Consider the following 17559-nt stretch of genomic DNA (forward strand, 5'->3'; position numbering starts at 1 on the left):
GGAGCTGAAAGGGTGTGATTACGATATTTATCGCTAAAAGAGAAAACGGTGAAAAAATTCATTTACTCTATAATTGTAATGAAGAGCTTTTGCGCCGTATGCGTCAACAAGAACGATTCTTTTGTGTAGCTTGCGGAAAGGAAGTGCAAATGAAATTAGGGAAACAAAAAAGTTGGCATTTTGCTCATAAAAAAGTGGATTCATGTCTTGCCTTTTATGAAGCGGAATCAAAGTATCATATGCATGGTAAAGAATTGTTATATAGATGGTTCAAACGTCAAAACTTTCAGGTGGATATAGAGTACTACCTCCCAGAAATTAAGCAACGACCAGATGTTTTTGTAGAGAGGGCGGGTAGAAAAATTGCAATTGAATACCAATGTGCAAACCTCGCTATAGAGCAGCTGTACAAAAGAACATATTCGTATTGGCAAGCTGGTATACAGGTCATTTGGATCGTTGGTGGAAATCAATTGAAAAAGCAATCTGCATATTGGATGAAATTTTCCTCACTTATGGCTTTCTCCTTACAATCTTATCCTCAGCCACTTCTTATTTTCTTCTGTCCGAAACAAAAATCATTTATGAAATGTGCATTTGTCACTCCCTTTTCCACAAATGTTTTTTTTTCACATACTATATATTTACCAACTGATGCGACTACTTTTGAAATGCTTTTTTCTCCTGTTCCTTTCGGGAAAGAAAGATTGGGTGAAGAGTGGAAGAAGAGAAAGAAAAACTTTCGCCAAAATGCCTTGCCGATTTGGAATTATAATTATAAGTCATTATTACGCCTCTTATATCAATTTAAATGTACCCCAGCGAGCTTTCCTTCTGAAATTGGTGTTCCACTCCCTTCTGCATTTGCTTTTCAAACAAACCCATTTATATGGCAAGCTTTTCTATATATGAAGTGTATAGGGGAGCTTGCAGTGGGAGAGTGTATTTCTCTTCAATACGTGTGTAGTTATGTAAAAAGGTATACGAAAAGGCGGATACTTCCGTACTTTTCGCAGCACATATGGAAAATGGCAGTTACGGAATATATGACATTTTTATGCTATATAGGTGTTTTACGTAAAGTGGGAACTTATACGTACCGAAAAATAAGGGATGCCGTGATGTTAAAAACAGAGGAGGAAATTATGAAACATGATGAGATTTGCTTAATACATGCGCTATCTTTATTTGAGGCAAATTTTAACATGAGAGGAGGAAAAGCGGATATAATAAAGAATGATTGTGAAGGAATTACATAAGAAAAAAACGAATTGTACTTAAGTAGAGATATTTAAAGGAGGGCTTAAAGAATGTCTGAACAAAACAAAGCGAAAGCATTACCAGATCGCAACGAGATTGAAGAAGCAAGTACGTGGCGATTAGAAGATATTTTCCAAACGGATGCAGAATGGGAAAAAGAATTCCAAGCTATTAAAGAGCTATTACCGAAGTTAACTGAATTTAAAGGGAAACTTGGTGACTCTGCGGACAATTTACTTGAGGCATTGCAATATGAAGATGAAATATCAATGCGATTAGGTAAGTTATATACATATGCTCATATGCGTTACGATCAAGATACAACAAACTCTGTATATCAAGCATTAAATGATCGTGCAACAAATTTATATTCACAAGTATCTAGTAGCACAGCGTATATTGTGCCTGAAATTTTATCGATTTCAGAAGATACATTGCAAACATTCTTGAAAGAAAATAGAGATTTAAGTGTATATGAACATGCATTAGAAGAAATTACACGTCAACGCCCGCACGTATTATCAGAAGCTGAGGAAGCTTTATTAGCGGAAGCATCTGAAGTAATGAGTTCATCAAGCAATACATTCGGTATGTTGAATAACGCGGATTTAAAATTCCCATCTATTAAAGGGGAAGACGGAGAAGAAATAGAAATTACACATGGCCGTTACATTCAGTTTTTAGAAAGTGATGATCCTCGTGTTCGCAAAGATGCATTTAAAGCTGTATATGAAACGTACGGAAAATTTAAAAACACATTCGCAAGTACGTTAAGCGGAGCAGTAAAACGTAATAATTTCAATGCGCGTGTTCGTAAATATGATTCTGCTCGCCAAGCTGCACTGAGCAATAATAATATTCCGGAAGCAGTATACGATCAACTCGTTGAAACAGTAAATGACAACTTACATTTATTACACCGTTACATCGATATTCGTAAGCGTGCACTAGGACTTGATGAGCTTCATATGTATGATTTATATACACCACTTGTACCAGAAGTGAAAATGAATGTGAAATACGAAGAAGCGCAAGACCTTTTATTAAAATCTTTAAACGTACTTGGTGATGAATATGTTGATATTTTGAAAGAGGCATATGAAAATCGCTGGGTAGATGTGTATGAGAATAAAGGAAAACGAAGCGGGGCATATTCATCTGGTGCATATGGAACAAATCCGTATATTTTAATGAACTGGCATGATAATGTAAATAATTTATTTACACTTGCTCATGAGTTTGGTCATTCGGTGCATAGTTACTATACAAGAAAAACACAACCGCACGTATATGGTGATTATTCCATCTTCGTAGCAGAAGTGGCATCTACTTGTAATGAAGCGCTTCTAAATGATTATTTATTAAAAACGACAGAAGATAAGAAAGAGCGTCTATATTTATTAAATCATTATTTAGAAGGGTTCCGTGGTACTGTATTCCGTCAAACGATGTTTGCAGAGTTTGAACATATTATTCATAAGAAAGTACAAGAAGGACATGCTGTTACGCCAGACATGTTAACGGAAATTTACTATGATTTAAATAAGAAATATTTCGGTGACGCTTTAGTAATCGACGAAGAAATTGGTTTAGAATGGTCTCGTATTCCACACTTCTACTACAACTATTACGTATATCAATACGCAACAGGATTTAGTGCAGCGACAGCTCTATCTAAACAGATTTTAGAAGAAGGACAACCAGCAGTAGAACGTTATATTAATGAGTTCTTAAAAGCAGGAAGCTCTGATTATCCAATTGAAGTGCTGAAAAAAGCAGGAGTAGATATGGCATCTTCTGAACCAGTAAAAGAGGCGCTACAAGTATTTGAAGAGAAATTAAATGAATTAGAAGCATTATTATTTGAAGAAAAGTAATGAAAAAAGACGAGGGATTGTATCCTCGTCTTTTTGTTGAATAGATTCAATGTCGATATTTGTCGAAGAGAAAGGTGAATTTCTTTGTTTTTTTTACTGAAAGGATAGTTTTACGGCTGATTTTTGAAATTAAAACCCTTTGAATCGTTTTTTATAATTGAAATAAGAGAGAGTGATAACGATGATTCCGAATAAAAGAGGTAAGGCAATAATTTTAGGAAAAGCTTGTAGTAGAGAGAGGATGTACAAGAAAAAAGAAACGATGACAGCTAGAAAGAGAAGAGCAATATAAGATTTTTTCATAAATAAACCCCCTAAATGACCTTTTTTATAGCTTATTCAAAAATGAAAACGTTTAGAATGTGACAAAAGTGTGAAATTCGACAAAAGGGGTTGTCATCTGACGTCGAATCTTGTAATATAATAAGCGTGAACGAATTCACATACAAACATATACCCCTTTGTTTGAACGTGAAAATTTCTCCCATCCCCTTTAATATTTTTATAAGCCGTAAGGAAAAAGACCTGGTGTTTACACCAGGTCTTTTTCTTTTGCTATCCATTTCCAATAACGTTCGCATTTTACTTCTATCATTTGTACTTTTCGTTTCAGTTGTAATTTTTTTAGTTCGCGTTCAATTTCTTGTTGCGGACAATCATAAATAAATGCTACTTCTTTTGAAGATATAAATTGTGTTGCTTCTAGTAGCACTTCTAAAGGTGGTAATGGTTCTGGCTCAATTTCACATTTTACAAGTTCTTTCAATAATTGTACGTATACATCGTAGGAATAATTTCCAGCGATTTTAATACCTTCTTCATCTGAGTTCGCATGAAAAAAGACGAGGGAAGGTATTTCTGTAATATGCATTTCATTTGTGAATTTCAAGTCACATTGGAAAGCTTTTTTTGCACTAGCAGAATGTAGATCTTTTTTAAATTCTTCTACATCAATATTGCTATCTTTCGCACATGCAAGTAATAGTTCGCAGTCAGGGTTTGATACATTTTCAAGGAAAATGTATTCTTGGAGTTTTCGCAAAAACTTCGAACCTGCTTTTCGGCCTTGCAACTCCGCTGCCTTAATTGCCATCGAAACTAAATATGGTGTTGACGATGCTTCTTGCATATGTACCTTTCCATCACATGAAAAACCTTGTAAACTGGTTGTCTTTTCCCACACAAATCGAATATTAGCAGGTTTATTCCATTTGTGTGAGGAAGCGTTCGTTCCATCCACTTTTCCTGTTACGATATGACGAATAGAGAAGTATTTCCCGTATTCAAGCCATAGTTTAATAATAAAAGGCTCAATTTCCCAGCAATCTTTACAAAGTGGATCAATAAATAAATATGCTTCTACAGACTTATGCTCGCATGCGGAAGGAGATGGCATATTTATATGCTTTGCTTCCTGCTTATCCATTACACTTCACCTGTTTCGTTTGGAGTATTAACCATATGCTGAGCGGTTAATGCTAAACGTTCAAAAACAAACTCTCTTATAGGACCATGAACTCCAGTATCATCCATTGCTTGCTCCATACATGATAGCCAAGCCTCTGCTCTTTTTGGAGTAATCTCAAACGGAAGATGGCGTGCCCTTAACATAGGATGACCATGTTCTTCAGTGTACAAATTAGGACCACCTAAATATTGTGTTAAAAATTGCTTCTGCTTCCTAGCGGTTTCTGTTAAATCTTCCGGGAAGATGGGAGATAAGTCAGGGTGTTTACTGACATAGGAATAAAATGTATCTACTAATATTGCAATGCATTGTTCACCGCCAATTCCTTCAAATGGTGTCATCGGTTGCTTGCTCATCCTTTATAAACTCCTTTTTCCATGAAATGTATATCTATTGTAGCAATGGAATGTTCGAGAGGGCAAATAAACAGCTTTCTCAAAGATTCTTTGCTTATTCTACGGGTGTAAACTTTTTTAGTGAGATGTATCCACTAGTGAAACATATTCACTAGTGGAATTTTCACTTTAGCGTGCTTTTTTTTGTTTGGCAAGGAAAAAGCGTTTTACTTTGTTATTTGTATGGCGAACAGGTATGTTATGTTGCGTTAATAAATGAATAAATGCAGCTTTTCCTGTTTCTTCATCTTGTACTTCAAATTCAATTTCATAATCATCGTGATTGTAATAGAAACTATGATCAAAGACAAGCATTCCGCCTTTAAATAATGTTTCTGCTCTTTCTGTTGTTAAACTACCCATATATGTTAAAGCAGAAACAGGAATTTGTAATTTGTGTAATTGATCTACTACTGCTCCTTGAATGATTGTGTTTGTTTCCATCATCATTTTTGCTTCGTCTTCTGTTACGACTTGATGCGTTTCTAATAAACCGATTTCTGCAGGTTGTTTCAACGTTAACGTATAAGTTGCTCCTTTATGACGAATACGAAGTGCAGAGCCAGCTTCTTTTAACGAGAAGTCAGGTGTTTCAAAGTAGTGATTCACTTGTTTTGTAAATGCTTCAATAGAAAACGATTTACATAATGTATCGAATTCTTCTTTTGTAACGATATTTTTGAATTCAATTTCAATTTCTTGTGTCATTGTATAATCTCCTTTTGAAAAATAATTCTTTACACATTATCGCTTTTTCATAAATTTGGTTCAATGTTTTATTTGTTTGCGTCCATGTTATGATACAATAATACTGTTAAGTAAGACAGGAAGTTGAGATGGAGGAGTTAGAGCATGCAAAATAAAATCCAAGTTAAGAGCGTAGAAAAGAGAGAGAATGCTCTTATTTTTTGTGCGGAAAATAGTGAAATAGAGGTAAAGGAGTTAAGTGCGCGTAATCACGTACTTGTAGACTCAGACAATTTATCATTTTTATATATCTTAGAAAATGAATCATCTTTCATTTATGTAAGTATTCCGCACACATGCTGGGAAGCAATGCATGAAGCGATGAATAACGATGTGGTTATGTTCGTTCGCGTGAATGACATTGAAATGGAATTAGAAGGATTAAAAGAAGAAGTAGAATATTTAGTTGAAAATATTGAAGGTAATGCAAATTACGGAGAAGAACTAGTAACTGCTGTAGAAAAAGTATTTCTATAAGCAAATGGATTGATTTTGGTGGTGGTTGAAATGAATCGAAATTGGGAAGAATTTTTAGCACCTTACCACCAAGCGGTGGCAGAGCTGAAAGTGAAACTAAAAGGAATGCGTACTCAATTTGCAATGTTAACAGAGCATTCTCCAATTGAGTTTGTAACAGGAAGGGTAAAGTCGGTTGCAAGTATTATTGATAAAGCGGAGAAGAGAAATGTACCGTTAGACCGATTGAGAGAAGATATGCAGGATATTGCTGGGCTTAGAATGATGTGTCAATTTGTTGATGAGATTAAGCCTGTTGTAGAATATCTTCGAAAACGAAATGACTTTGAAATCGTGGAAGAACGTGATTATGTCACGCAAAAGAAAGATAGTGGTTATCGTTCTTATCATGTTGTCATTAGTTATCCTGTTCAAACGATTCAAGGTGAACAAAAAGTATTGGTAGAAATCCAAATACGCACGCTAGCAATGAACTTTTGGGCAACAATTGAGCATTCTTTAAATTATAAATATAGTGGACGTTTTCCTGAAGATATTAAAATACGCTTGCAACGTGCAGCTGAAGCGGCGTTTTTATTAGATGAAGAAATGTCTTCTATTCGTCTTGAAATTCAAGAAGCGCAAAAGGCTTTTTCAAGAAAGCAAGAAACCAAAGATTCCGAATCATAAACTAAAGGGTGTTGGGCGATGAAATTTACAATTATGTCAAAGGGAGATCAATCATCAGATACACTGGCAAGCACGATGAAAGAGTACTTGCTAGATTTTGGATTTATAATGGATGAACAGGAACCCGATATTGTAATTTCTGTTGGGGGAGATGGAACGCTTTTATATGCGTTTCATCGTTATTATAATCGATTGGATGAAACAGCATTTGTTGGTGTACATACAGGACATTTAGGTTTCTATGCAGATTGGTTACCGACAGAAGTAGAGAAATTAGTAATTGCAATTGCGAAAACACCATTCCAAGTGGTGGAATATCCGCTTTTAGAAGTGATTATTCGCTATGTGAATGGAAGTAAAGAGTCACAGTATTTAGCGATGAATGAGGCGACTGTAAAAAGTGCAGAAGGTACATTAGTAACAGAAGTAGAAATACGCGGAGAATATTTTGAAACATTCCGTGGAGACGGCCTTTGTATCTCTACTCCTTCAGGAAGTACCGCGTATAATAAAGCACTTGGCGGAGCAATTATTCACCCATCTATTGAAGCGATTCAAATTGCAGAAATGGCGTCCATTAACAATCGTGTGTTTCGTACTGTAGGATCGCCACTCGTATTGCCGAAGCATCATACATGTGTGTTAAAGCCGGCTGCAGGAATGAACTTACAAATTACAGTGGATCATTTAACGATGGTTCATCAAGATGTGAAATCAATCCAGTATCGCGTTGCAAACGAGAAAGTACGATTTGTTCGTTTCCGCCCGTTCCCGTTCTGGAAACGAGTTCGTGACTCGTTTGTTGCAGATAAATAGAAAGGGTTATATATTTGAACAGATTTACATTGAAATGGGATATAGGGCCGGCTGAAGAGGGAACTTTAGTTAGGGAATTTTTGAAAACGAAAGGTATTTCTAAAGCCGCTTTAACGGATATAAAGTTTCACGGCGGGGCGATTGAAGTAAATGGTCAACATGCGAGTGTTCGTCATCAGTTGCGCGCTAGTGAAGAATTACGTATCTTTTTTCCAGTGGAGGAAAGAAGTGAAGGCATGATGGCAGAAGATATCCCTTTATGCATTATATATGAAGATGACGCGGTTCTTATCATTAATAAAGAGGCGAACATGTCAACGATTCCGTCTAGAGAACATCCGACAGGGAGTGTTGCCAATGCGCTTTTATCTCATTATGATAAGCAGCATCTTGCAAGTACAGTGCACATCGTAACACGTTTAGATCGTGATACTTCGGGGCTTATGCTTATTGCAAAAAATCGTTTCGTGCATCATCTTTTATCGAAGCAGCATCAACAAAAAGCTGTGAAACGAACGTATGAAGCAATTGTTCACGGAAAGATTGTAGAACGAGAAGGAATGATTGATGCACCAATTGGTCGAAAACCTGATAGCATTATTGAGCGAACGGTTTGTGAGGATGGACAAAGGGCAGTTACTCATTTTAAAGTAATTGATAGTACATATCATAAGACACATGTAGCGCTTGAGCTTGAAACAGGAAGAACGCATCAAATTCGTGTGCATATGGCTCATATAGGACATCCATTACTTGGTGATAGCTTATATGGAGGGAGAAGGGATGAAATGAAACGGCAAGCACTTCATAGTAAATCTTTGATGTTTTATCATCCTATTTTAGAGAAAGAGATGTCTTTCACTATAAAGCTTCCAAGCGATATGCAAGAAGTGTTGCGGCATACTTAAAAAGGGAACAAAATTCTTATATTATAAAGAATTTTGTTCCCTTTTTTCTTAGCGGAATAATATTAAAATTTGGTTTTCACCCGTACGCTTTATAACGAAAAATCCACTTTCGGCTTTTGTAGCAATGCCATTGTCATTTGGACGACAATACCCATGTGCTTCGCAAGTGCCGTCATCACGTACTAACATTTGTCCAATTAATCCGACAGGAAGCCATTCGGCGCGATCTTTTCTTGCTACATATTTGCAAGTTGGATCCCATTCTGTATTTAAAAGAGGTTGTATTTCTTCTGTTTCCGTCCATACATATTGACGTTTTCCAAAGTTATCTGTTTTATAACGTTTTTGCCAACTTAAAGCCCCGCTATTTCCTATAAGAGCAGGGGTTGCACTAGATATTCCTAAAATGAATGAATCGTGTGAAGTAGCTATCCGAATTTTTTCTTCGCTACTAAATGTAACGAAATAACCGACATCAATAGGGGTAGGATCTTCTGTTTCAAACATTTGTGCAAAATCTGTTCCGCTTGCATTGTAAGACGCGCCCTCAATGTACATTTCTCCATTATGGGCAAGCCATTTAGCACCGATATTATGGTCGGTGTCGTTTAAACCATTTGCAATAAACCAAGAATAAGCTTCTTCTGCAGTGCCGAAGCGCCCCATAATATGGCTACCTGCAAAATGAGCTGTTGATGTATGATGACCTTCCGCATGAGAAGAGGATCCGTTAGCGATAGTTGCGGTTCCTTCTGCGTGTGCTGCTTCGCCTAAAGCGATCGTCTGTTTACCCTCTGCATGAGAATAAGAGCCGCCTGCTGTCGTTTCACTTCCCTCACTATGCGAACTATGTCCAGTTGCTTTTGAGTTTGATCCTTCTGCATGAGAGAAAGAACCTTTTGCATGTGTTAATAAGCCTTCCGCATGTGCTGCCATGCCCTCTGCATGAGAGTGAAGCCCTTCCGCATATGCATATCGGCCGCCTCTTTTAACTTTTGTATTTTCAGGTGTAGGTGTCTCAATTATGAGCGGTTTTTCAATTTGTATATCATTCGATGAAGCTAATGCTTCTTTTATTTTTTTTACTTTGTTTATAATAGCAGCTGGAATTTCTGGTTCCACTTTTTTATTCACTGCTACAGAAATATTTTCTTCCGTCTTTTCTTCTGTTTGGTTAGAATGTAGTATCTGTTCATCTTGATTTGAAAGCTGTTTATTTTTTTGTTGCATCTTTATTTTTCTGCGATTGATTATGCGGCTCATCACAGCATTTTCTAAAGAGACATATGTTGGTTTTACTTTGCTTTTTTTTGATGACTCTTGTTCTTCCAATTCTTCTATCGCTGCAGCCCGAATACTACACCAGTTGTTAATTCCGTACATGGGCAGATATAAAGGGGGAATTTTTCTTTTTTGTTTAGAAGATTTTTTCTTCATTCTGTCACCTCCTGCGACATTATATGTAGGGTAATTAAAAAAAGATGCACTTTATTGCATCTTTTTTTAATTACTTTACCTAGTTTTATATGAAATCTGGTTAAATAATACGATAATCTTTCGCTAAGTAAGGTAGTTATGAAATTGGACGGAATTTCTCAGCGACAAAAGGTAAAGAAGAAGGGACAGAGATAGTCTCCATTTCAGGATAACGTAATCCGGTTAATTTGCCACCAAATACAGCGCCAGTATCAATATTGACTGTCTGATTGATAAATCGAGGTTCTGCCACTGGTGTATGTCCATATACAATCCAAGCTTGTCCCTTGTATTCTTGTGCCCAATCGCGACGGACAGGTGAGCCATCGGCATGCTTTTCTCCTGTAATATCGCCATATAATACAAAGGTTTGTACTTTTTTATCTTGTCTACCTATGTAATCTTGCCGAATTCCAGCGTGACATACGATTACTCTTTTTTCATCTAGAATGTGGTAGAGCGGTGATTGTTCATAAAGAGTGATAAACTTTTCTTTTATAATGTTTTGCTTATGAGAAGGAAGTGCCTCATATTCAGCAACAGTTGTTTCAAGTCCGTGAGCGACTGTTACATTACGCCCAAGGAAAAATCGATATAGTTTATTACAGTGATTTCCAGGAGCGTAATAAGCTTCTTTTTTATGTATGACAAGTTCCCATACAATTTCAATCATACGTAATGAATGAGGACCACGGTCTGTAATATCGCCAACGAATGCAAGTTTACGTTGGTCAGGGTGAACTGGTAGACCGCTACTCCAGTTATATCCTAGCTTCTCCGTTAAATTTTGAAACTCTTGGAAGCATCCATGAATATCTCCTATAATGTCATATTTCATATTTAAACCTCCATCGTATTTTTCATTAGTATATCTAAAAAAGTATAGAGATAAAAATATAGCGGCTTTGTGTTGTTCATTTAAACATAAAGATTTTCGTTCTTGAGCGAACATTTAAAATGAACCCAATTGCAATCATGTATGTAAGTAGTGAACTGCCTCCGTAGCTCATAAGAGGTAATGTTATCCCTGTAATGGGAAGTAATCCAATTGTCATCCCGATATTTTGAAATACTTGGAAAGTGAACATTCCGATTGTACCAGCGCAAATGTAACTACCGAAAGGGTCATTACTTTCTAAAGCAATATGAATCATTCGAAAAATGAGTAAGAAAAAAAGAGAAATAATGACACTTGCGCCTAGAAATCCAAATTGTTCAGCGACATTAGTGAAAATAAAATCTGTATGTGGTTCTGGAAAATATACTTGTCCATTTTCCCACCCTTTTCCTTGCATTTCTCCGGATCCAGTCGCTAAGAATGCTTGTCTTAATTGATAGCCTTGTGCATCATATTTGTAAGGTGCTAACCATCCGTAGAAGCGATTTAATTGATATTCTTTTAAAATGTGTGCTTTAAAGAAATCTGTGTGAGTAAAAAAAATATATATTAATGTAAATCCAGCAACGAAAGTACCTGAAACTAATCCGAAAATAAAACGCCATCGGATGCCAGAAACTAGTATCATTGCTGCAAGCATCGCTGAAATGACCATTGTGTTTCCTAAATCTGGTTCTTTTGCAATAAGTAGTAGTGGTGGCAAGCTTGTCGCAAATATTTTTCCAAGTAGTAAAAAATCGTCATGTATCGTTTTGGAAAAATATTTCTCATTATGATTTGCTATAATTCGTCCAATGACGATAATTAAAAATAATTTCATAATTTCAGAAGGCTGAAAATTTCCGATGCCTGGGAGCCTGTACCAAGCGGTAGCGCCTTTAATTGTAACGGCACCTGGTACTTGAAGTTCTAGTCCAATAAGTAGTACCATTGCAAAGCTGTACAAATACCAAGCAATTTTTTGATAACGATCGAAGTCGATAATCATAATAACACCAATGGCTATAAATCCAATGAAATACCATTGGATTTGCTTTAGTACAAAATTGACGTTTTGTAAAAATGGTGGTAAAGAGGCTTGTGCACTTGCAATAGCACAACAACTAACAATCCCAATGGCAAATAAAATAAATAGTAATACGTAGTCTATTTGATATTGAGAATTTGGATCTTTCAATGTAGGTATTCCTTTCTACTGCTCTTTATAGTAATGGATTTTATCCCGCATTAATGGGCAGTAAGACCCCCACCTCAAAATTCAGGAAAAGCGAAGAAGTTAGGTGGGGGATCAACTGCCCGTAAAAGCCCGATTGGTGAGGGCTGATTAAAGTTTCACTTTATAGTATGAGAAAGAATGTATGAACTATACGAATGATTCACATATAGTCCATACACTTTTAATTTTGCAGAGTAGTTTAATTGTTTAACTCTTTAATAATTATATCCAAACAATGGGAAAGACGTACATGTGCGTCAGGAAAAATATCTAGTTGATGAAGATAGTATTTTAAGGAACTTTTACACCATTGGTAAGCGCTAAGTAGAGCTGCTCTATAATCCAAAGTATTTTGTAAAAAGCCATATTCTTTTGCTGTTATAACAAGGTGTGTGAAATCTTCACAACCTTGAAGGAGCTTATTGTGTATTTGTTGTCCAGCATGGTAGCGAAATTGACTTAAAGGCTCAGAAATGTATATTGCATTTCCTTTAGAAAGTAAAGAAATCCATGAGGCCATATCAACACTACAAGAATAATGTCGCTCTTTAAGGGTACCAAAGGGCTCAGTGAGCAATTCTTTTCGAAACAAAGTAGTCGTAGGCTCACCGATAATATTGTGCCCGCCCTTTAACATCCAATTACCTAAAAATATCCCGTTTAATGGGGTGTCTTCACTATATAACCTTTGTGTTGGATGGGAATCACCTATTAGATTTCCATGATCATCAATACGTACTCGATAAGAAGTAACAAGAGCAAGATTTTTATTGGAATCTTGCTCAAAATAGGCCATCATTTTTTGTATTTTATGCTTATAAAACACGTCATCGTCCATTAAAAAATTTATATACTCACCATTTGATTTTTCTATGAGCATAAGGTCATTGTAAAATTGTCCTAGAGTAGGGATATTTCGAATGTATGTTATATTTTTATAATTTGGTAAGTATTGTTCGCGTATTAAAGTTGCTGTTTCATCATTTGTACTATCATCTCCGATGATGATTTCAATATTTGAATAAGTTTGTGCCAATGCACTTTCTAGAGCAATTTTGAAATAATGGGGCCGATTATAAGTGGGAATAAGGATGGAAACGAGAGGTGGATTTTTTTCATTCATCATACATAACTTCCTTTCAGAAGCTTTTTTTTGTAAGAACAATATCTTGGTAACTTGTATATTCCTGTCTGCCGCACCATAAACCGTAATGCGGCTTATTGATTATTTCTAGGCCGTACTTATTCAATAGATTGCAAATATCTGTCTCAGGATAAGCAACTGCGAAATTCGGAATATCTTTATTTACAACGTAGCAATTTTCGATTCGATGATAAAAACCTAATGTACTTTGTCCTGCATTTAAATAATAAGACGATTCAGGGTTTATAAGAAAGAATGTAATGAAACATCTCCCGTCTTTTTTTAATACACGTACAATTTCAGATACGTAATGTTCTAATTCTTTTGGGAGAAGATGCGTAAATACAGAAGTTAAAAAGATAAAATCGAATGTTCCGTCTTCATAGGGAAAACGATATTGAGAGGCATCTTCTTTTCCTTCCGGATTATAGAATTGATTGTATATGTCAACATGTTCAAAGTGAAAATTATTACGCATAGTTGAAATGTTATTTTGACACCAAGTAATTCCATCTTTAAACAAATCAAATCCATAATACGCTCCATCATCATTTAAGTAATTCATTAATGGTACAGCCATTCGGCCGACGCCGCAGCCTACATCTAATACTTTTTCATTTGATTTTAAAGCGCCAATTTGAATGAAATGCTTTAGGAACTCTTTTCCAACCTTTTTAAAGTCGCCACCTACATATTGGACGAGTTCAGGAGGGGGGAGTAAAGTCATTTCTTTGTTAAATTCGCTCATGAGTATACCCCTTTCTTATGTGAGAATATGCAGTAACTCTATTAATGAAATTTTCAATTTGTAGTGAGAGAACACAGGAAAACAATTGTTATATGTAAGGAGATTCCGAAAAAGAATACTTAATTGGATTAAAAGTAAGAGAAGAATGAGTGAAAATGGAATCTCCTATAGATTAAATCTTTTTTATTCTTTTCTCCAATAAACGCCAAATACATCAATTTTAGTAATAGGGGCTTTTAAATTCCGTTGATTTCTAAAGTCTGTCACAGCCTCAGCGCATGGTGGTAGCCCGTAGTCATCGATAATTATATAGCCACCTTTAGAAACTTTATCATATAAGTTCACGAGACCATCCATGGTGGATTCATACATATCACCATCAAGCCGTGCAATTGCTATTTTTTCAATTGGTGCTGTTGGTAAAGTATCTTTAAACCAACCTTTTAAAAATTTCACTTGATCATTTAGTAAATCATATTTTTTGAAATTCTCTTGTACTTGTTCTAAAGAGACGCGTAAGTAATCGAATGTGTGTAAATAATCACCGTAATCTTTTGGATATTGTTCTAGATTCGGTGCTGGCAAACCTTCAAATGAATCTGCGACCCACACATTACGATCCGTAATGTTGTTTGCTTGTAAAAACCCATTCATAAAAATGCATGAACCTCCGCGCCATACACCTGTTTCAATAAAATCACCTTCTATATTTTCACGAACAACGGTTTCCATCGCCTCTTGTAATTGGTTCATACGTTCTCGACCAATCATGCTATGTGCTGCTCTTGGCCAATCCATTCCATCATGACGTTCACTTTTTGAGACATTTGGTTTTACAATTTTTAAGTTATGGTTTTCGGCATATTGCTTAATGAATAAAGGGAGAGGGACTGTAACTGGTTCGAATTCTAGTTCTTTCGAAATATGTAGAGATGCGGGTAAGTATGCCTCATATTCTAACCATATTTCAAATAAAATTGTCTTCTTTAGCAATTCGAGATAAAGCTGAACAGCAGATTTACTTTCCATATTTGTGCCTCCTGCAAAATGTCATACAACAATATGATTATGTAGGTACTGAATGTTTCATGATTGAATTTGAAATTGAAAAAGCAGTAAAACTGATATCAGTTTTACTGCTAAGTAAAAAATTAAGCAACTTTTTCAATAATAATGGATGCACTCGTGCCAAGAGCTAATGATAGCCCAAGCCCTGTAACAATTACTTCAACTAATGATGGAGTTGTCGTAATTTGCGTAATTGCTTGAATAACGATAGGTGCTCCGAGTGAGATTAAACTTGATCCAGTACCTGGTACAGGTACTCCATTCACTTGGATTGTAAGACCTCCTAATAGACTTGCTGTTGCAGTATTAGCGATAACGGTAATTTTATAGAATCCAGTTTCACTAATTACGAAAGTATCAGCATCTAATTGAGAAATTGCTGTACCAAACTGAGATCCAACAGTATTAAATGGTACTGGATCATTAATTCCTAGATCTAAAGAAATCCCACCGGAGTTAAATGCGTATAGTCCTGCTGGAAGTCCTAGTCCGGATGGTCCAGTCGGTCCCGTAGGTCCAGTAGCCCCAGTCGGCCCCGTAGGTCCAGTAGCCCCAGTGTCACCAGTTGGCCCTGTAGGTCCAGTAGCCCCAGTGTCACCAGTCGGTCCCGTAGGTCCAGTAGCCCCAGTGTCACCAGTTGGCCCCGTAGGTCCAGTAGCCCCAGTGTCACCAGTCGGCCCCGTAGGTCCAGTAGCCCCAGTGTCACCAGTCGGCCCCGTAGGTCCCGTAGGTCCAGTCGGTCCCGTAGGTCCAGTTGGCCCCGTAGGTACAGTCGGCCCAGTCGGTCCCGTAGGTCCAGTCGGCCCGGTCGGCCCAGTTGGAAGGGTAAACGGTGGTATCGGTGGTAATGTTGGTCCTACAAGATTAGGGTCAAATGCACTAGCTGATAAAGATTCATCGGGATTTAATCCATTTGAATAATTATTATTTGACATAAATTCACCTCCATAAAGCGTTCATTATATAGTAGATGCAAAACCGAAAGAAAATGACACGGACATTTGAATTATTGAAAAGAAATATAAAACTACTTGAACAATTTAAAAAAATGGAAAGTTTAGTATATGTATAACATATGATTGATTTGGAAGAGGGTGATTATGTTGAACAAGCAAGGAATTACAATTAGTTTATGTATGATTGTTCGAGATGAGGAGGAGACAATAGCACGTTGTTTAGACACAGTTGAAAAAATTGTGGATGAAATTATAGTAGTTGATACAGGTTCTGTAGATCGAACGAAAGAAATCGTAGAGAAATACACTTCTAACATATATGATTTCCAGTGGATCGATGATTTTGCAGCAGCAAGAAATTATTCTTTTTCAAAAGCGACGCAAGAGTATATATTGTGGCTAGATGCAGATGACGTATTATTAGAAGATGCTCAAGAAGCATTGAAACTTTTAAAAAGAGAATTAGATCCTAAAATTGATGCTGTTTCGATGCCTTATCACCTTGCAATGGATTCTAACGGGAAACCTTTATATTGTACAAAAAGAAATCGACTTGTAAAGCGTGAAAAACAATTTCAATGGTTTGGAAAGGTTCATGAGTATTTAGCTATTTCTGGTGAGGTTTTTAGTAGTAATGTTGCTATTACACACAAAAAAGAAAAAAAAGTAACAGATCGTAATTTGAAAATTTTTCAAAATACTGTAGCTGCAGGTGAAGAATTAAGTCCGAGAGATTTATTTTATTACGCAAATGAATCTACGGATAACCAAAAATATGATGATGCAGTTCTTCTTTATGAAACATTTCTTAATCAAGACGAAGGATGGTATGAAGAAAAAATTTATGCATGTGGTAAGTTAGGAGATTGCTATGCGAAGCTCGGAATGTGGGAGAAGGCAATCGAATCTTGTGTGAAGTCGTTTCGGTATGACGTCCCTAGAGGAGAAAATTGTACAAGAATAGGATATATATATATGGAACAAGAAAAATATAATGAAGCGATATTTTGGTTTAAACTTGCAACAGAAGTACCGATGGCAACGGAAAGTCCTTTCCATAGTCCAGCTAGCTACACATGGCTACCCTATTTACAAATATGTATTTGTTATAGCAGGTTAGGAGAGCAAGATAAAGCGTATTATTACAATGAATTAGCAGCTTCTTATGTTCCGAATAATGCTGCAATTGAATATAACCGTAAATATTTTCGGGGGGTTTTTGATAAACCATATAAAGAGTAATGGGTTTCGTTTTTTAGAAATGATGTATCTTTATTCTAACTCTAATAGATTGGTTATATATTAGAGTATCGGTAACGTAACCAATATAAATAAAAGATTTTATACTGCTATTTGTGGGCTAATAATCAGTAGGGGATGAACAAAATTTGCACTTTATAGAATTCATATGAGATTTATATTTCAAATTCAAATTG

18 protein-coding genes are annotated in these 17559 nt (G+C 36.2%); 7 read left to right on the plus strand and 11 right to left on the minus strand.

Going from position 1 to position 17559, the window contains the following annotated elements; genetic code table 11:
* Positions 1–14: 14 nt before the first annotated feature.
* Together MR136_RS19595 and pepF are read left to right on the plus strand one after the other, a co-directional pair.
* Complete coding sequence (locus tag MR136_RS19595) at positions 15–1259, plus strand: competence protein CoiA (RefSeq protein ID WP_000628315.1); 1245 nt, start codon at positions 15–17, stop codon at positions 1257–1259.
* 51 nt (positions 1260–1310) lie between these two features.
* Entirely contained in the window at positions 1311–3137 is a 1827-nt protein-coding gene (gene pepF, locus MR136_RS19600; RefSeq protein ID WP_017672793.1) for an oligoendopeptidase F, read from the plus strand.
* Between the two features lie 129 nt (positions 3138–3266).
* Here the strand turns inward: pepF and MR136_RS19605 are convergent, their stop codons facing one another.
* The 4 genes from MR136_RS19605 to MR136_RS19620 form a co-directional block, all read right to left on the minus strand.
* Positions 3267–3440 carry a hypothetical protein gene (locus tag MR136_RS19605; RefSeq protein WP_000750355.1) on the minus strand — a complete coding sequence of 58 codons (174 nt, stop codon included), beginning with the start codon at positions 3438–3440 and terminating at the stop codon, positions 3267–3269.
* 229 nt (positions 3441–3669) lie between these two features.
* On the minus strand, positions 3670–4563 hold the full coding sequence (locus MR136_RS19610) for a ClpXP adapter SpxH family protein (RefSeq protein WP_000360645.1): 894 nt from the start codon (positions 4561–4563) through the stop codon (positions 3670–3672).
* Positions 4563–4961 (minus strand): globin domain-containing protein, encoded by a 399-nt coding sequence (locus tag MR136_RS19615; protein ID WP_000043391.1) that lies wholly within the window; start codon positions 4959–4961, stop codon positions 4563–4565. Before MR136_RS19615 ends, MR136_RS19610 begins: the two co-directional genes overlap by 1 nt.
* Positions 4962–5129: 168 nt before the next feature.
* A complete protein-coding gene (locus MR136_RS19620) occupies positions 5130–5708 on the minus strand; it encodes a CYTH domain-containing protein (protein ID WP_061456923.1) in 579 nt (192 codons plus the stop codon).
* A gap of 144 nt (positions 5709–5852) precedes the next feature.
* Here MR136_RS19620 and MR136_RS19625 point away from each other — a divergent pair, with 144 nt between their 5' ends.
* The 4 genes from MR136_RS19625 to MR136_RS19640 are packed head-to-tail and all read left to right on the plus strand — an operon-like array spanning position 5853 to position 8617.
* A complete protein-coding gene (locus MR136_RS19625) occupies positions 5853–6224 on the plus strand; it encodes a UPF0738 family protein (RefSeq protein ID WP_001180003.1) in 372 nt (123 codons plus the stop codon).
* 30 nt (positions 6225–6254) lie between these two features.
* Complete coding sequence (gene yjbM, locus MR136_RS19630; protein WP_001081482.1) at positions 6255–6893, plus strand: GTP diphosphokinase; 639 nt, start codon at positions 6255–6257, stop codon at positions 6891–6893.
* A gap of 18 nt (positions 6894–6911) precedes the next feature.
* Positions 6912–7709, plus strand: a complete 798-nt coding sequence (locus MR136_RS19635) for an NAD kinase (RefSeq protein WP_000673195.1) — start codon at positions 6912–6914, stop codon at positions 7707–7709.
* 14 nt (positions 7710–7723) lie between these two features.
* Positions 7724–8617: an RluA family pseudouridine synthase gene (locus tag MR136_RS19640; RefSeq protein WP_017672795.1), complete on the plus strand. Its 894-nt coding sequence runs from the start codon at positions 7724–7726 to the stop codon at positions 8615–8617.
* 48 nt (positions 8618–8665) lie between these two features.
* Here the strand turns inward: MR136_RS19640 and MR136_RS19645 are convergent, their stop codons facing one another.
* The 7 genes from MR136_RS19645 to MR136_RS19675 form a co-directional block, all read right to left on the minus strand.
* On the minus strand, positions 8666–10054 hold the full coding sequence (locus tag MR136_RS19645; protein ID WP_063535883.1) for a peptidase G2 autoproteolytic cleavage domain-containing protein: 1389 nt from the start codon (positions 10052–10054) through the stop codon (positions 8666–8668).
* Between the two features lie 136 nt (positions 10055–10190).
* Positions 10191–10931, minus strand: coding sequence for a bis(5'-nucleosyl)-tetraphosphatase PrpE (gene prpE / locus MR136_RS19650; RefSeq protein ID WP_000872696.1), 741 nt, complete (start codon positions 10929–10931; stop codon positions 10191–10193).
* 76 nt (positions 10932–11007) lie between these two features.
* Positions 11008–12168, minus strand: coding sequence for an FtsW/RodA/SpoVE family cell cycle protein (locus MR136_RS19655; RefSeq protein WP_002179261.1), 1161 nt, complete (start codon positions 12166–12168; stop codon positions 11008–11010).
* A 238-nt stretch (positions 12169–12406) separates the two neighbouring features.
* Entirely contained in the window at positions 12407–13333 is a 927-nt protein-coding gene (locus tag MR136_RS19660; protein WP_000980806.1) for a glycosyltransferase family 2 protein, read from the minus strand.
* 13 nt (positions 13334–13346) lie between these two features.
* Positions 13347–14099 (minus strand): class I SAM-dependent methyltransferase, encoded by a 753-nt coding sequence (locus MR136_RS19665; RefSeq protein ID WP_001288766.1) that lies wholly within the window; start codon positions 14097–14099, stop codon positions 13347–13349.
* 183 nt (positions 14100–14282) lie between these two features.
* Positions 14283–15128: a TylF/MycF family methyltransferase gene (locus MR136_RS19670; protein ID WP_000444381.1), complete on the minus strand. Its 846-nt coding sequence runs from the start codon at positions 15126–15128 to the stop codon at positions 14283–14285.
* A gap of 122 nt (positions 15129–15250) precedes the next feature.
* Positions 15251–16102, minus strand: coding sequence for a BclA C-terminal domain-containing protein (locus tag MR136_RS19675; RefSeq protein WP_045352990.1), 852 nt, complete (start codon positions 16100–16102; stop codon positions 15251–15253).
* A gap of 165 nt (positions 16103–16267) precedes the next feature.
* Here MR136_RS19675 and MR136_RS19680 point away from each other — a divergent pair, with 165 nt between their 5' ends.
* Complete coding sequence (locus MR136_RS19680; protein ID WP_242259562.1) at positions 16268–17365, plus strand: glycosyltransferase; 1098 nt, start codon at positions 16268–16270, stop codon at positions 17363–17365.
* Positions 17366–17559: the final 194 nt, after the last annotated feature.

Origin of the sequence: Bacillus cereus group sp. BfR-BA-01311 (assembly GCF_022664295.1) — a bacterium.
GTDB classification, from domain to species: Bacteria; Bacillota; Bacilli; order Bacillales; family Bacillaceae_G; genus Bacillus_A; species Bacillus_A cereus.

Coding starts and splice junctions, on each gene's coding strand:
- pepF (WP_017672793.1), top strand. CDS start 1,311: ATGTCTGAACAAAACAAAGCGAAAGCATTACCAGATCGCAACGAGATT.
- MR136_RS19605 (WP_000750355.1), bottom strand. CDS start 3,440: ATGAAAAAATCTTATATTGCTCTTCTCTTTCTAGCTGTCATCGTTTCT.
- MR136_RS19610 (WP_000360645.1), bottom strand. CDS start 4,563: ATGGATAAGCAGGAAGCAAAGCATATAAATATGCCATCTCCTTCCGCA.
- MR136_RS19615 (WP_000043391.1), bottom strand. CDS start 4,961: ATGAGCAAGCAACCGATGACACCATTTGAAGGAATTGGCGGTGAACAA.
- MR136_RS19620 (WP_061456923.1), bottom strand. CDS start 5,708: ATGACACAAGAAATTGAAATTGAATTCAAAAATATCGTTACAAAAGAA.
- MR136_RS19625 (WP_001180003.1), top strand. CDS start 5,853: ATGCAAAATAAAATCCAAGTTAAGAGCGTAGAAAAGAGAGAGAATGCT.
- yjbM (WP_001081482.1), top strand. CDS start 6,255: ATGAATCGAAATTGGGAAGAATTTTTAGCACCTTACCACCAAGCGGTG.
- MR136_RS19635 (WP_000673195.1), top strand. CDS start 6,912: ATGAAATTTACAATTATGTCAAAGGGAGATCAATCATCAGATACACTG.
- MR136_RS19645 (WP_063535883.1), bottom strand. CDS start 10,054: ATGAAGAAAAAATCTTCTAAACAAAAAAGAAAAATTCCCCCTTTATAT.
- prpE (WP_000872696.1), bottom strand. CDS start 10,931: ATGAAATATGACATTATAGGAGATATTCATGGATGCTTCCAAGAGTTT.
- MR136_RS19660 (WP_000980806.1), bottom strand. CDS start 13,333: ATGATGAATGAAAAAAATCCACCTCTCGTTTCCATCCTTATTCCCACT.
- MR136_RS19665 (WP_001288766.1), bottom strand. CDS start 14,099: ATGAGCGAATTTAACAAAGAAATGACTTTACTCCCCCCTCCTGAACTC.
- MR136_RS19670 (WP_000444381.1), bottom strand. CDS start 15,128: ATGGAAAGTAAATCTGCTGTTCAGCTTTATCTCGAATTGCTAAAGAAG.
- MR136_RS19675 (WP_045352990.1), bottom strand. CDS start 16,102: ATGTCAAATAATAATTATTCAAATGGATTAAATCCCGATGAATCTTTA.
- MR136_RS19680 (WP_242259562.1), top strand. CDS start 16,268: ATGTTGAACAAGCAAGGAATTACAATTAGTTTATGTATGATTGTTCGA.